At 72.9% G+C, this 13,299-nt stretch carries 13 protein-coding genes; 5 read left to right on the top strand and 8 right to left on the bottom strand.

Annotation, left to right across the window (positions count from 1 at the left end; translation table 11 throughout):
• Together PUR56_RS26000 and PUR56_RS25995 are read right to left on the bottom strand one after the other, a co-directional pair.
• A partial coding sequence (locus tag PUR56_RS26000) for an NAD-dependent epimerase/dehydratase family protein (RefSeq protein ID WP_329883240.1) occupies nt 1-149 on the bottom strand: 149 nt, incomplete at its 3' end.
• Nucleotides 150-1,069: 920 nt separating this feature from the next.
• Nucleotides 1,070-2,134: a Gfo/Idh/MocA family protein gene (locus PUR56_RS25995; RefSeq protein WP_329950687.1), complete on the bottom strand. Its 1,065-nt coding sequence runs from the start codon at nt 2,132-2,134 to the stop codon at nt 1,070-1,072.
• 367 nt (nt 2,135-2,501) lie between these two features.
• Here PUR56_RS25995 and PUR56_RS25990 point away from each other — a divergent pair, with 367 nt between their 5' ends.
• The 5 genes from PUR56_RS25990 (at nt 2,502) to PUR56_RS25970 (ending at nt 7,403) form a co-directional block, all read left to right on the top strand.
• A complete protein-coding gene (locus PUR56_RS25990) occupies nt 2,502-2,942 on the top strand; it encodes a hypothetical protein (RefSeq protein WP_329950686.1) in 441 nt (146 codons plus the stop codon).
• A gap of 437 nt (nt 2,943-3,379) precedes the next feature.
• On the top strand, nt 3,380-3,973 hold the full coding sequence (locus PUR56_RS25985; RefSeq protein ID WP_329883236.1) for a hypothetical protein: 594 nt from the start codon (nt 3,380-3,382) through the stop codon (nt 3,971-3,973).
• Between the two features lie 85 nt (nt 3,974-4,058).
• Complete coding sequence (locus tag PUR56_RS25980) at nt 4,059-4,517, top strand: hydrolase (protein WP_329950685.1); 459 nt, start codon at nt 4,059-4,061, stop codon at nt 4,515-4,517.
• A 181-nt stretch (nt 4,518-4,698) separates the two neighbouring features.
• A complete protein-coding gene (locus PUR56_RS25975; protein WP_329950684.1) occupies nt 4,699-6,081 on the top strand; it encodes a PP2C family protein-serine/threonine phosphatase in 1,383 nt (460 codons plus the stop codon).
• A gap of 254 nt (nt 6,082-6,335) precedes the next feature.
• A complete protein-coding gene (locus PUR56_RS25970) occupies nt 6,336-7,403 on the top strand; it encodes an AI-2E family transporter (protein ID WP_329883233.1) in 1,068 nt (355 codons plus the stop codon).
• A gap of 248 nt (nt 7,404-7,651) precedes the next feature.
• Here the strand turns inward: PUR56_RS25970 and PUR56_RS25965 are convergent, their stop codons facing one another.
• From PUR56_RS25965 to PUR56_RS25940, 6 genes are all read right to left on the bottom strand, one after another.
• A complete protein-coding gene (locus tag PUR56_RS25965) occupies nt 7,652-8,998 on the bottom strand; it encodes an MFS transporter (RefSeq protein WP_329950683.1) in 1,347 nt (448 codons plus the stop codon).
• On the bottom strand, nt 8,995-9,507 hold the full coding sequence (locus tag PUR56_RS25960) for a hypothetical protein (RefSeq protein ID WP_329883231.1): 513 nt from the start codon (nt 9,505-9,507) through the stop codon (nt 8,995-8,997). Before PUR56_RS25960 ends, PUR56_RS25965 begins: the two co-directional genes overlap by 4 nt.
• Nucleotides 9,504-10,766 carry a hypothetical protein gene (locus PUR56_RS25955; RefSeq protein ID WP_329950688.1) on the bottom strand — a complete coding sequence of 421 codons (1,263 nt, stop codon included), beginning with the start codon at nt 10,764-10,766 and terminating at the stop codon, nt 9,504-9,506. The genes PUR56_RS25960 and PUR56_RS25955 overlap by 4 nt, the downstream gene beginning before the upstream one ends.
• Nucleotides 10,767-10,890: 124 nt before the next feature.
• Nucleotides 10,891-11,037 (bottom strand): hypothetical protein, encoded by a 147-nt coding sequence (locus tag PUR56_RS25950; RefSeq protein WP_329883230.1) that lies wholly within the window; start codon nt 11,035-11,037, stop codon nt 10,891-10,893.
• Between the two features lie 156 nt (nt 11,038-11,193).
• On the bottom strand, nt 11,194-11,337 hold the full coding sequence (locus PUR56_RS25945) for a hypothetical protein (RefSeq protein WP_329950682.1): 144 nt from the start codon (nt 11,335-11,337) through the stop codon (nt 11,194-11,196).
• 72 nt (nt 11,338-11,409) lie between these two features.
• Nucleotides 11,410-13,299, bottom strand: a 1,890-nt coding sequence (locus PUR56_RS25940) for a transglycosylase domain-containing protein (protein WP_329950681.1), incomplete at its 5' end; no start/stop codon positions are given.

Below are 13,299 nucleotides of genomic sequence, written 5' to 3'. Positions count from 1 at the left end.
TCGACGAACTCCGCACCGGACGGCACGCCCGCACGGAAGCCCGTGGAGAGATCGTCCAGGACGGTCACCTGGTGACCCGCCTCCAGCAGGTGGGCGGCCACCACACTGCCGACATAGCCGGCGCCACCCGTGACCAGGTACCTGCTCATGACGAGACCTCCAGGGGGAAGGGTGGCATCCGGCCATCCTTGAGATAAACACAATCAAACAGAAAACATCACGATAAAACAAGGGTGGGTCACATATTCGATCCACGAATCCAGAGGTCCGGCCGACGCCGGGCGCTCGGAGGCGGCCACCTTCGTACGACGGGCCGGCGGCTTCGGCATGCCGCGCGAAGTCGCCGGCCCCGAGGTCGCGGACTCCTCCGACCCTCACGGAGTTCCGCGCCCGCCCGTCACCGGAGCTCGGCCGCCGCCACGTTGCGACGGCCGAGCACAGAATGCCCCGGCCCGGGCGGAGTCATGAGGGGGCGCCGCCGGCTGGGGCAGTGCGGCGGCGCCACCGACGCCCACCCCCGAGGGGCCGCGGCCCGAGGGGGTGAGTGCACCACCATAGTTCAACATGATCTAACGTAAAGCAACATGTTGAGTGGGTGGGTTCTGTGGCCTGCCGTCAGGGTGGGGCCGGCCGGGCGGGCGGCGGCCCACCCCGGGCCCGCGTGCCACGTGCGGATCCCTCGTGCCGTGCTTCCCATGTGTCTCGGCGACGATCAGGCCGTTGCCGGCGCAGTGGAAGAGCAGCTCCCGGGCTTCGGGGTCGAGACGAGCGGGCCGCCCGGCACCCCCTCCGAGCCCGGCTTCCGACTGCCGACGGCGGACGGCCGTGCGGCACAGGTCCGTCCTCCCCGCCCGCTCGCGGGCGCACACGGCACACACAGGGGCGTGCGGAAGCACCGGGTTGAACCCGTCTCCAGAACGGGCCGTGGCGGGCGAGCGGTGCGGCGTCGACCCGGCCCCGTCGTCGAGTGCCCTGTCCGGCCGCCGCACCGCACCCCGCTCCCGCGGGCGCACCGCTCTCGACCGCGAGTCGCATGCTCTGCTGGACTGGCCCGGTGCTCCGGGGCCGGTCACTCGCCGGGGAAGACGACCTCCAGGTCGCGGCGAACGTCGTCCAGGGCGTGCATGACGGCCAGTGACTCGGCGAGCGGCATCAGCTCGGACTCCAGCCGCCCGGCACTGATGCACCGGGCCGCTTCGGCGGCCTGGTAGCACAGGCCCCCGTCGCGCTGGGAGGGGACGAACGTGTCGAGCGGCCGGTTGTCCCGGCCGATGAGACGGACCCCGGCGGATCCGTAGAAGGGGCTGTCGATCTCCAGCCGGGCGTGCGTTCCCGAGATCGACGCCGTGGTCGGGGTACGGGCGAAGAGCGTCGTGTTCAACACGCCGTGTGCTCCGGACCCGGCGGTGACGACGATCGACGCCTGGCCGTCGACGCCGGTGAAGGTCTTCGTGCCCACCGCCGTGACCGAGGTGAGAGGCCCCAGCACCATCGAGGCGAAGGAGACCGGGTACACGCCGAGGTCGAGGAGCGCGCCGCCCGCCAGCTCGGGCGCGAAGAGGCGGTGCGACGGGTCGGGGTCCATCCGCTGCCCGTGGTCGGCCATGACGGTGTGCACCTCACCGAGCAGCCCCGACGCGAGTGCCTGGCGGACCACGTCGATGTGCGGCAGGAAGCGCGTCCACATCGCCTCCATGAGGAACACCCCGCGCTTGCGGGCCGCTTCGATCAACTGCTCGGCCTCGCGGGCGTTGCGCGTGAACGCCTTCTCCACGAGGACGTGCTTGCCCGCCTCGATCGCCTGCATGGCGTGCTCGAAATGGCCCGAGTGCGGCGATGCCACGTAGACGATGTCGACCTGGCTGTCCTGGACGAGACCGGCGTAACTCCCGTAGGCCGCAGGGATGCCGAACCGGTCGGCGAAGGCGCGGGCACGCTCGGCGTCGCGCGAGCCGACCGCCACGACCTTCTGCCGGGTGTACTTCTGCAGCGCCTCCGTGAAGTAGCCCGCGATCCCGCCCGGGGCTATCACTCCCCAGTTCAGCGCCGGTGCTTCGCGAGGAGAGGGGGTCCGGGGTGCGGGCAGCACGGGGCCTGCCGTCTCGTCTGCGGTGGCCGACCGGTCCTGCGTCATGGGGTTCCTCTCGGTTGACAGGCGAAGGCGATGCGCAAGGGACCCGCGACGGAGTCCGGACCGCCTCCCCCCGCGCAATCGACTGCCCCACGGTACGCGCCGGCTGCCTCCGGGATCGCCGAGGCCGGACCGGTACGAGGACCACCCGCCCCCGGTCCGTGCGAACCGGACGGCGTTGCTTGACAGCGCAGGTCACAGGTCTGAGACTCATCGCACCCGAAATCGCCCGGGCCGGGACGGCACGGCGGTCGCTCCACGTCCGTTCCGGCCGACCGGACACCCCGGGCCTCCGTCCGCCCGGCAGCCGCCGGACGGACGCGGTGCGAAGCGGCGGGGAACGGTCCCATGGCAGCTGGGGTGATGAACCATGACGCGCAGCGAAGCACCCGACGGGGTGCCCGGGCCCAGGCCGGCCCGATCGTCCTCGGCCCGCTGGCCGGGTGCCGTGCGCCGCCCCGGCAGCCCGGAGTTCGAACAGTCGGCGAAGGACTGGCTGCTCGACCTCGCCCCGGCGCGGTGGCGTCACGAGGAGGTGTTCCACCGGAACCCGCTGGAGCTGGCCTGCATGCTCCGCCTCTACCTGGACGCCGAGGTGCTCGCCATGCAGGCCGGTCTCAAGGCCCTGCGCACCGCCCTGATCGGTGTGCCGCGCCGCAGGGACGACGCCGAGACGATCGAGGCGTACGTCCGCGAGCAGGCCTGGGCGAGGGCCGTCCGCGAGCAGGTCAGGCTGATCGAGGACGCCCTGCACGTGGCGTGCGGGAGCACGGCCCGCAAGCGCGTCGCCTGGCGCATCGTCGGCGGTTAGTGAGCTTCGCGGACCGCCGGCCGAGCCCCCGACGGGCGCGGCCGAACGGAACGCCCGGGTGCTCCCCGCGAGGCCCGGCCGGGCTCGGCCCGAGCAGCCTGGCAGCTGCTCCCGGACGGCGGGGGAGCCCGGATCAGGAACGCCGCCACCGGGCCCTGCCTGGGCAACGGCGGGCGGTGCGGACCCCGAGGAGGGGCCGCACGTCCTGCGGCGGTGCCGTTCCTCACGAGGTCGGGCATGCCGGTCCGGATGATCCTTGCCGGTGCGCGAGTGCGGTGCGCCGCCCTGCCTGCTCGCCGGGCCCGCTCGCCGCCCTGCCGCTCGCCGAGGGGATCGACGCGGGCGGATCGACCCGGGCAGAATCGCCGGAAGCGGAATTGACGGAAACGAAGTCGACGCGCCGCACGCGCCGCAGAAGTTCACCACCGGGGGAACGGATGTCCCAGTACGTCATGATGTCGGCTGCGACGGCCATCGCGCGGCCACGGCTGTCGGCCTACCTGCGAGCGCCGGTCGCCCCCGCCTCCACCTGGGCGGAGGACGACTGGACCGGCATCTGCGAGGCCTGGAACGACGGCGACGTGCGGCGCCGGTACCGCGCGGAGCTGGCCGGTGCCGTCCGGGAGTGCGACCGCTGGATCGACGGCGACTACGCGGGTCTGCTGCGCGGTCTCGACGGCGACGGCTGCCTGACGGTCGGGTTCGACGAGGACTCCGGCTCGCTCACGCTCGACTTCGAGGCCCGGGTCGACTTCCGTCTCCCCGCGCTGGTCTGGGCGTTCACCGCCCTGCGCGGCATGACCGCCTTCATGGCCGGGGACGACGGCGGGCTCCTGACGGCCACCGTGGACTGGAGCGACGACCGGGTGCTCATGCACCTCGCGCCGAAGCGGTCGTCGTTCCTCGACGGGAGCCGGGACGCCGAGGCCCTGTCGAGGGCCAGGGACGCCGCGTTCGACGTGCGGTGCGCCGCCGAGGACGCGGAGGCCGGTTCGGCGACCGAGCTCATCGGCCGCCTGCTGGAGGACTGACGCCCCTCCGGACCGGTGCCCCCGCGCCCGGCCCGACCGGGTGCGCCGCCTTCCGCGGCGCGGGCAGCGGCTAGCGTGGTGCCCCGTGCCCCCCGACCCGACGCCGCAGCCGGCCCTCACCCTGCCCCAGCTCCTGTGGGACGTCCCGTACGTCGGCGCCCGCCACCCCGGCTCACCCGCCGTTGCCGAGCGCCCCGGCCTCGCCGCCGGGGCGAACTGCCAGCTCTACGCCTACGCGGTGCTCGCCCACTTCGGCCGCGTCGTCCCGCCGTTGCGCTCCAGCGACCTGTGGGAGGACCGGGACGCCACCCGGCGGGTCAGCACCCCGCGCCCGCTGGACCTGCTCCTCTTCAACGCGACCGACGACGCCTACGGGGCGCACGTCGGAGTCTGCGCGGGCGGGGACACCGTCCTGCACCTGTGCGCGGAGGTGGGCCGCCCGGTGGTCTGGCGTCTGGCCGAGTTCGGCGCGCGCGACCGCTACCGGGTCCTGGTCGGCATCAAGCGGGTACGCGGGACGCATCTCGATGCCGGGCGCGGCTGAGGGGACCCCCGTCCGGCCCGGCGCGGCGCGCCCGCGGCGTCCCCGCGGCACCACCCCCGCACCGGCGACCCGTCCCGGCTGTGCGCCGATCGGGTGAGATCCGGACCCGGTACGGGCGAACCTCGGGCCGGCTCCGCCGTGTCGGCCGACGGCCGTGCGGTGCGCGGGATCGGCTGGGACGATGGCCGACGAGACCTTGCCACTGAACCTGGGCGAACAACTGCTGGAGGAGTTCCTCACTGCCAGACGCACGCTGGACCCCGCCGACGTGCCCACCATCGCCCAGCGGTACACCCAGGCCCTCGGCCTCGGATCCAGCACGGTCTACCTCGCCGACATCCAGCAGAACCAGCTGTTCCCGCTGGCCGGCGGCGCCAACCTGCCGATCGACGGGACCCTCGCCGGCTGGGCGTACCGCACCGGGGCACTGCGGGTCGGTGAGGACGGGGCCGACACACTGCTCGCCTGGCTGCCCCTGGTCGACGGTGCCGAGCGGCTCGGCGTGCTCGGTGCCCGGACCACCGGCCTCGACGCCGGCGGGCTGCGGCGGTGCAGGCTCCTCGCGGCGATGACGGCCATGGTGATCACCTCCAAACGGGACACCAGCGACAGCTACGCCCGCAGCACCCGGGCGGAGACCATGAGCCTGCCCGCCGAGATGCTCCGCGCGTTCCTCCCCGTCCGCACCGTCTCCAACAGCCAGGTCATCTCGACCGCCGTCCTGGAACCCGCCTACGACCTGGGCGGTGACGCCTTCGACCACTCGCTGGCCGAGGGTGTGCTGCACGCGGCGGTCCTGGACGCGATGGGGCACGACCTCGCGTCCGGCCTGACCGCCGCCGTGGCCCTCGCCGCGTGCCGCAACGCCCGCCGCAACGGCGCCGACCTGCCCGACCTCGTCGCCACCATCGACGACGCCATCCAGCGGTGGTTCCCCGACCGCTTCGTCACGGGCGTCTTCGCCAGGCTCGACCTCGCGACCGGCACCCTGCACTGGGCGAACTGCGGCCACCCGCCACCGTTGCTGATCCGCGGCCGGGAGGTGGTGGCCGATGCCCTGGCCCGCACCAGCGAGCCGCCGTTGGGCCTGGCGGGTCTCTCCGGCGCGCCCCGTTCCGTCCACACCTTCTCGCTCCGACCGTCGGCCGGACCGGGTGCGGACGTACGAGCAGCTGACGGCCGGAGGCACAGGCTTCCTCGTCCCGCTCGCGTTCTACGCCGCCGCCGTCCTGCTCTCCCTGGCCGCGTACTTCCTCCTGCCGTTCCGCGCCGGCACGCTCGCGATGGTCGTCGGCCTGGGGCCGCTGACCCTGCTGAGGCCCGTCGCCGTCGCCGCTGCCTGCCTCGGTGCCCTGGTCAACGGCGGAGGCTGGCCCTCCCAGCTGGTCGGCGTGGCCGCGGGCGCCGCCGTGCTGTGCGTCGAACCCCTGGTGCACCGCCGCTGGTACCGCCACGTGCTCGTACCGTAGGTCTGCCGGGCGCCCGGCAGAGGGTCGCGAGGAGCGGGAGTATCGACGCGACGTGGTGCGGTGGGAGCTCGTGGGATCGCCCGTGGGGCGGGTGACCGTCGGCGCGGGAACTGCCCGGGGAGCGGACCAGCCGCTATGCAGAGGGCATGCCGTTTTCGCACCCCAGCTGTTCCCGGTGCCACGCCCGGTCCTCGGGGCCGGACGGGCACCCGTCCGGCCCCGAGGACCGGGCCGGCGGCGCCCGGGCGGTCGCCGTCGGCGCCTTCGGGCCCGGGGCCCGCCTCCGGTATGCGGTCGTCGGCGGTGCGGCATGCCGGTGAGACGTCCCGGGCCCCGTCGGCCGATCCCCGTGGCGGATGGCGGCGGGGGCGCGGGCCGGGGGCTGCGCCGCCTGTCGGACTACGCGTGGCGGCTGCTCGTCGTCGCGGTGGCCGCGTACCTGGTGCTGACGGTGCTGGGCCGGTTCCACCTGATCACGCTCGCCGCCTTCCTTGCGCTGGTGATCACTTCGGTGGTCCGGCCGCTGGTCGACCTGGCCGCCCGTGCCGTTCCGCGCCCGCTCGCCGTGCTGGTCGGCCTGGCGGTGGCGCTCCTGGTGCCCGTCGGCCTGCTCGCGCTGATCGGGGAGACGGTGGCGAACGACATGGCCCGCCTGACCCGGGAGTTCCAGGGCGGTCTGGACCGGCTGGAGAAGCTGCTGCAGGGGCGACCCCTGCACCTCGGTCCGACGGCCTTCGACGACCTCGAACACAAGGTCTCCGACTTCGCGGCCCGCCACCGTTCGACCCTGATCAGCACGGCCGTCAGCGGCGCCCACCGGGCGATCGAGCTGGCCACGGGCGCTGCGCTCGCCCTGTTCATGTCGGTGTTCTTCCTGCACTCCGGCGAGCGGATGTGGCGGTGGACGTCCGCCCAGCTGCCGTCCGCCGCAGCGGACCGCCTCGACCGGGGCGGCCGGGCGGCCTGGCGGACCTTCGCCGGCTACACCCGGGGCATCTTCGTCGTCGCCGCGAGCAACGCCGTCATGGTCGGCGTCTCGCTGTTCCTCCTGGACGTGCCGCTCGCCCTGCCGCTGACCGTGCTGGAGTTCCTCGCCTCCTTCGTCCCATTGGTCGGCTCGCCGATCGCGATGCTGGTCGCCTCCCTCGTGGCCCTGGCCGCGCGTGGGCCGGTGACCGCCGTTGTGGTGCTGCTGCTGATCGTGGTGATCGGTCAGATCGAGGGGCATCTGCTCCACCCCCTGGTCATGAGCCGGGCGGTCAGCCTGCACCCGGTGGTGGTCGCCGTCTCGGTGCTCGCGGGCAGTATCGCGGCGGGGGTGATCGGCGCCGTCGTCGCCGTCCCCGTGGTCTCGGTGGTCTGGTCGGTCTACGCGGAGCTGCGCCGCCCGCATCCGGTGGCGCAGCGCGCGCCCTGACGGTCCGGAGCCGCGGCTCCGGACCTCGGCCGGGGCACCGCGCCGCCGGGCGCGCGTGGTGCGTGGTGCGTGGCAGGAAATCTTGCGGTTCTCACCGCCTCGACTGACCACCTCTCACCGACGGGCGCCGAAGATCTTTCGGTTCAGGGTCGGTCGAGGCGATCACGGTGGCGATGACCGTGCAGAACCGCGCCTCGTTCGTGCGGTGGCTCCGGTGGCCCGCCGCCGGTCCGGTGCGCGGCGGGCCACTACCCGGCGTGGACGGTCCGGGCGGCCCGGGTGTCGCGGGCCGCCCGGGCGGCCACGGGGAGGACCAGGAGGGCGACGACGGCGCCGCCCAGTGCCAGCGTGCTGTAACCGCCGGCCGTGACGACCAGACCGGAGAGCAGCCCGCCGGTGCTGCCCGCGACCGCCAGGCCGACGTCGACCAGCCCTTGGGTGGAGGCGCTCCTCGTGGGCGGCACGGCCGCGGTGACGATGGCCGTGCCGCTGACCAGGCCGAGGTTCCAGGCCACCCCGGCCAGGACCAGCGCCCCGGCCAGGACGGCCACCGAGTCCGTCGGCGCCACGCCCGCGAGGACGGCGGCGGCGCAGAGGGTGACGCCGGAGGCGGCAGCGACCGGCAGCGCGCCCAGGCGGTCGACGAGCATGCCGCTGAGCGGGGACGGCAGGAACATGGCGCCGATGTGCAGCGAGATGACGAGCCCGGTCGCGCCGGTGCCGTGCCCGTGGGCGGCCAGGTGGACGGGCGTCATCGTCATGATGGCGACCTTGACCACCTGGCCGAGCAGCATGACCCACAGTCCGGTCGCGACGCCGGGCCCGCGTGCCGTCCGGTCCTCGGCGGCGACCGCACCGCTCCCGTCCGGCTCCTTCGCCGTCCGCGCGTTCTCCCGCGCCGCCGCGTTCTCGCGCTCCGCCGCCTGTGCGCGTGCCAGGTGGAGCGGGTCGGGCCGCAGCAGCGTGCCCAGGACGGCGGCGGCCGCCGCGTACCCGAAGGCGGCCAGCAGGAACGGGCCGGCCAGGCGCGGGATCCCCCAGGCCTGCGCCACGTCGCCGGTGACGGTCACCAGGTTGGGGCCGGCGACCGCGCCGAGCGTCGCGGCGAGCAGGACCCGGCTCAGGGCCCGGCCGCGACGGTCCGGCGAGGCGAGGTCGGCGCCCGCGTACCGGGCGAGCAGATTGGTGGCGGTGCCGGCGCCGTAGACCAGGAGCGAGACGAGCAGCAGCGGCACGTTGTCGGCGGCCACCGCCGCCACCACGCCGATGCTGCCCAGGGCGCCGACCGCGTAGCCGAGACCGAGCCCCGGCCGCCTCCCCCGGCGCTGGCAGAGGCGGCCGATACCCAGCGCTCCGAGCATGGACCCGCCGGTGAACAGGGCGCTCGGGATGCCGGCCAGCCCGGTCGACCCGAGCATCTCCTCGGCGAGCAGCGCACCCACCACGATGCCCGCGGTGAGCCCGGCGCCGCTGACCACCTGGGAGATCACCAGGACGGTCAGGACCCGCCGCTGGGCCGGGTGTTCGGGCGGACGGCCGGAATCCGCGACGGTCGGCGAGGAGGCGGAGGAGGAGGCCGAGGACGGGAGCGTCATGCGGACGCCAGCGGGCGGAGCGCCGAGATCTCCTCCAGCGACATCTCCATGTCCTCGTGCAGGTAGCGGACGATGGTCCAGTGGGCCGGCGTCCCCTCGTCGAAGGGGCCGAACTCCCGGCAGTACAGGGGGATCCAGCGCAGGGCCTCCTCGGCCGCCCGCTCCCGGCCGGGCTCCTCCTGGTACGCCTCGTAGGCGATGCTGCGGTGGTTGATGAAGAACCCGCCCGGCAGGCGCTCCTCGCACAGGACCCGGTACTCGCGGGTCTGCAGGATGAGGTAGTGCCAGATCTCGTCGATGTCCTGCTCGACGGGGAGGAAGAGTCCGGCGAGCTCCTCGCGGTAGCGGGAGACGAGGTAGAGGTAGCGCAGGCACTCGGTGACCTGGCGCTCGGCCTCGGCCGGGGTCACGCCGGTCCGGTCGGCCGTGTACGCGACCGCCTCGGCGTGCAGGACGTCGCCGAGCAGGGCCTTGAGGTCGTCGGCCGAGACGTGGGCCTGGGTGGTCATGCTTCTCCGTCCGCTGGTCGGCCGTCCGTCGCGAGCCAGGCGTACTTGCCCGACTTGCCGATCGGCAGGTGCTCTCGGTGCTCGACGTGACATCGCCGTCCGGTGAGCCGCCGGACGCCGTCGGCCAGGGCCTCGGCCTCGGCCGGGTCGAGAGGGGAGCCGTCGAAGGTGGTGCAGCGCAGCACGGCCTCGTCGTCGGGGCCGCCCACGTGCAGGCGGTGCAGGAAGATCCGGGGCGCGACGCCGCCGACGAGGTCGTCGAGGTCGCCTTGCGCGACCGGCCCGTGGGGGGAGGCGAGGAGCTCCTTCTCCCGGCCGCAGAACCGGGCGATGCGGTCCGGGTCCGGGCTGCCGTCCAGCGTGCGGACGCAGTCCCCCGAGCGGTAGCGGACCAGCGGCATGTACGGGTTCCGCACGCTCGTCACGATGAGGCTGTAGATCTCGCTGCCCGGGGCGACCGGGAGGAGTTCGACGCTCATCCGGTCGAGGTACGGGCGGTACCGGCCGGTCCGGTCGCTGTAGTACAGGTAGCCGAGCTCGGTGCTGCCGAACAGGTCCACGATCGGGCAGTCGAAGTGTGCCCGCAGGTACCGGACCACGTTCACCGGGGTGTACTCGTAGGCGTGGACGATGCTGGCCGGCTGCGGGAACCTCTCCCACAGGCCCCACTCGACGGCCTTCCGCACCAGGTGGGCGAGGTGGTAGCCGGAGCAGTCGAGGTGGTAGCGGCCCTCCGGGTGGGCCAGCCGCGCCTCCTCGATCTCCCCGAGCATCCGTTCGACGTCCGCCCGCTGCCACCGGGCCGGGTCCAGGCGGAGGTTGAGGTAGACGGTGCGGTCGTCGAGCCACCGGTCGCTCAGGGCCGGCTCGGGGGCCGGGTCCTCCCCCCGCTTCCTGGCGTTGACCCGGGCGACGTGCTCGGTGGCCAGGACGGTGGTGAGGGAGACCCGTCGGCAGCCCTGCTCCCAGGTCGCGGCGATTTCGGGGTGCTCGCTCCACAGCCGGTAGTAGGAGTTCAGCAGGAAGTACGGCGGGCGGATGATCTGCATTCTGGCGTGATTCGTGCCCGTGGAGAGTACGAACTCCGCCTGGCCGGCTTCGAGCGCGGCGGCGAGGGCCGGAGTCATCCAGTTGTCCGGGAATCCGCGCGCAATCTCGGGCTTCTCCAGAATGGGGAAGTGGCCCTGTTCGATCGAGGCCCGGTAGATCGGAATGTCCCTGATCCGGTCGACCACCTCGGCGGTCGGCTGGCCGTTCACTGTCACCTCCGGTGAGTACGCGGAGCATCGGCGGCCCGCTGCCGTGACGTGCCGGCGTGGGTCTGCGGGCGGAGGCCGGGCCGGCGCGGTGCGCCGGCCCGGCCCACGTCGTGCGGGTGGTGCGTCAGGAGATACAGCCGGACTTCGCGACGCTGATGCAGCCGGACTTGGCCACGCTGATGCAGCCGTCCTTGGCGTTCTGCGCGGAGTTGGCGGCGACCCAGCCCTTCCACTTGTCGTCCTGGGTCATCTTCTTGATGAGCTGTTCCATTCGGACCTCCGAGGTGTGTCGGGGTAGCCGGCGGCGTCGACCGACGCCGCCGTGCCGACATTAAAATGATGGTCAAGGCAGTGTCAATGCAAGGTAATTGGACATCGTTCGGGTTCGACTGGCCGATACTCGTCGGCGCGGCCGGGATCCTGCCCGTCAGGTCGGTCGCCGGTCGGTCGCCGGTCGGTCCCGGCGGGCGCTCCGGACGATGCGGCCGATGACGGCTGCGGCCCGTTCCGGGTGCTCCTCCAGCCACCGGCCGAGGTGTTCCCGGACGGCCTGGCCGACGCAGGCGCGCACGGCCTCGTTGCCCAGCGCGTCGAGGGCGGCCCTCGAACGGACCTGTCGGCGGCGCCGCGGAGATCGCCGTTGTCAGCGCCGCGTGGCCGGCGGGCTGGTGGACGGCGGGCCCGAGGGGGTCTCGGTGGCGCTCGGGTCGGGCTTGGGCGCCGGGTCGGGGATGTCGACCATCTGCAGGGACTGCTTGGGCGCGCCCCGCAGGGCCAGGTTCATGGCGTCGCGCCAGATCGGCCCGGGGCCGTCGGCGCCGAACACCTCGATGCGGTGCTTGCCGTTGATGGTGATGTCCCGCATCTCGACACCGCCGTTGGGGCCGCCGAGCCAGACGGCGGTGGCGAGCTGCGGGGTGTAACCGCTGAACCAGGCGGCCTTCTTGTGGTCCGAGGTGCCGGTCTTGCCGGCGATCGGCCGGTCGCCCTCCAGGTTGAGGGCCGCGCCGGTTCCGTCCGCGGTCACGCCGTTCAGGATGGTGTTCAGGATCTGCGCCGTCGTCTCGGAGAACACCTGCTCGCAGGCGCCGACCGGGACGGGGACGTCCTTGCCGTCCACCGTGGTGATCTTGTTGATCGAGATCGGGGTGCAGTGCTTGCCCTGGGCGGCGAACGTGGCGTAGACGTTCGCCATGGTCAGCGGGCTCACCTCCCCGACGCCCAGGCCCATCGCGGGAACCTCCTCCAGGGGCTGGCCGCTGGCCCGGCCGGTGATGCCGAGCTTGTCGGCCATCTGCTTGACGCGGCAGAGTCCGATCTCCTCCTCCATCTGCACGAAGTAGGTGTTGATGGACAGCGCCATCGCCTTCTTCAGCTGGTAGGGGCCCTTCTCGTTCGCGGACTCGTTGGGCACCACCGCCTTGGGCCGGGCGGTGTTCTTCCAGGTCCCCTCGCACGTCTTCATCGTCGGGTAGTCGAGCTTGTTCGGGGAGGAGTACTCCTGCGTCGAGGACAGCCCCGCCTCCAGCCCCGCCGCTGCGACGACGGGCTTGAACGTGGACCCGGGCTGGAAGCCGTTGCCGCCGCCCATCGCCGCGTCGACGTTGAGGTTGACGACGGTCTGGTTCTTCTTCGTGTCCAGGCCGTACGGCCGGGTCTGGGCCATGGCGAGGATCTTGCCGGTGCCGGGCTCGACCATGGTGGCGGCGGCCGAGACGGTGTCGGTGACCCGCACGTTGTTGCTCACCGCGGCCTGGGCGGCGGCCTGTTTGTCCGGGTCGAGGGTGGTGTGGATGTTCAGGCCGCCCTGGTCCCAGACCTTCTTCCGGTCGGCGGCGTTCTTGCCGAAGGCCGGGTCCTGCTTGACCACGTGCTTGATGTAGTCGCAGAAGAAGCCCATGCCGGCCTGGGCGGTGATGCAGCCGTTCTGCGGGGTCTTGAACTGGAGGCCCAGCGGGGCGGCCTTGGCCTCCTTGGCCTGGTCCGCGGTGATGTGCTTGTTCTCGACCATCTTGTCGATCACCACGTCGCGCCGGATCTGCGCGGCCTGCGGGTGCAGCTTCGGGTCGTAGGCCGACGGGTTCTGCACCAGGCCGGCCAGGGTGGCGGCCTCGGCGATCGTCAGGTCCTTGTTGCTCTTGCTGAAGTACCGCTGGGCGGCGGCCTCCACACCGTAGGCGGAGTTGCCGTAGTACGTGATGTTGAGGTAGTCGGTGAGGATCTGGTCCTTGGTCAGGTCCTCCTCCAGCTTGATCGAGATCTTCAGCTCCTGGATCTTGCGGCCCAGGGTCTTGCGCTGCGCCTCCTTGACGGCGGCCTGGTCGTCGCCGGCCAGTTCGACGTTGACGTTCTTCACGTACTGCTGGGTCAGCGTCGAGGCGCCCTGGGAGGCGGTGCCGCTCTCCGCGTTCTTGCTGATCGCGCGGAGCACGCCCTTGAGGTCGACGGCGCCGTGCTCGTAGAAGCGGGCGTCCTCGATGTCGACCTGGGCCTGCCGCATGTACGGCGACATCTGGTCGGCGGCGAGGACGGT

This window comes from Streptomyces sp. BE303 (assembly GCF_036290945.1).
Classification (GTDB): Bacteria; Actinomycetota; Actinomycetes; order Streptomycetales; family Streptomycetaceae; genus Kitasatospora.
The sequence above is the reverse complement of the archived record's forward strand: the minus strand, read 5'-3'. Positions and strand labels throughout refer to the sequence as shown.

Coding starts and splice junctions, on each gene's coding strand:
- PUR56_RS25995 (WP_329950687.1), bottom strand. CDS start 2,134: ATGACGCAGGACCGGTCGGCCACCGCAGACGAGACGGCAGGCCCCGTG.
- PUR56_RS25990 (WP_329950686.1), top strand. CDS start 2,502: ATGACGCGCAGCGAAGCACCCGACGGGGTGCCCGGGCCCAGGCCGGCC.
- PUR56_RS25985 (WP_329883236.1), top strand. CDS start 3,380: ATGTCCCAGTACGTCATGATGTCGGCTGCGACGGCCATCGCGCGGCCA.
- PUR56_RS25975 (WP_329950684.1), top strand. CDS start 4,699: ATGGCCGACGAGACCTTGCCACTGAACCTGGGCGAACAACTGCTGGAG.
- PUR56_RS25965 (WP_329950683.1), bottom strand. CDS start 8,998: ATGACGCTCCCGTCCTCGGCCTCCTCCTCCGCCTCCTCGCCGACCGTC.
- PUR56_RS25960 (WP_329883231.1), bottom strand. CDS start 9,507: ATGACCACCCAGGCCCACGTCTCGGCCGACGACCTCAAGGCCCTGCTC.
- PUR56_RS25950 (WP_329883230.1), bottom strand. CDS start 11,037: ATGGAACAGCTCATCAAGAAGATGACCCAGGACGACAAGTGGAAGGGC.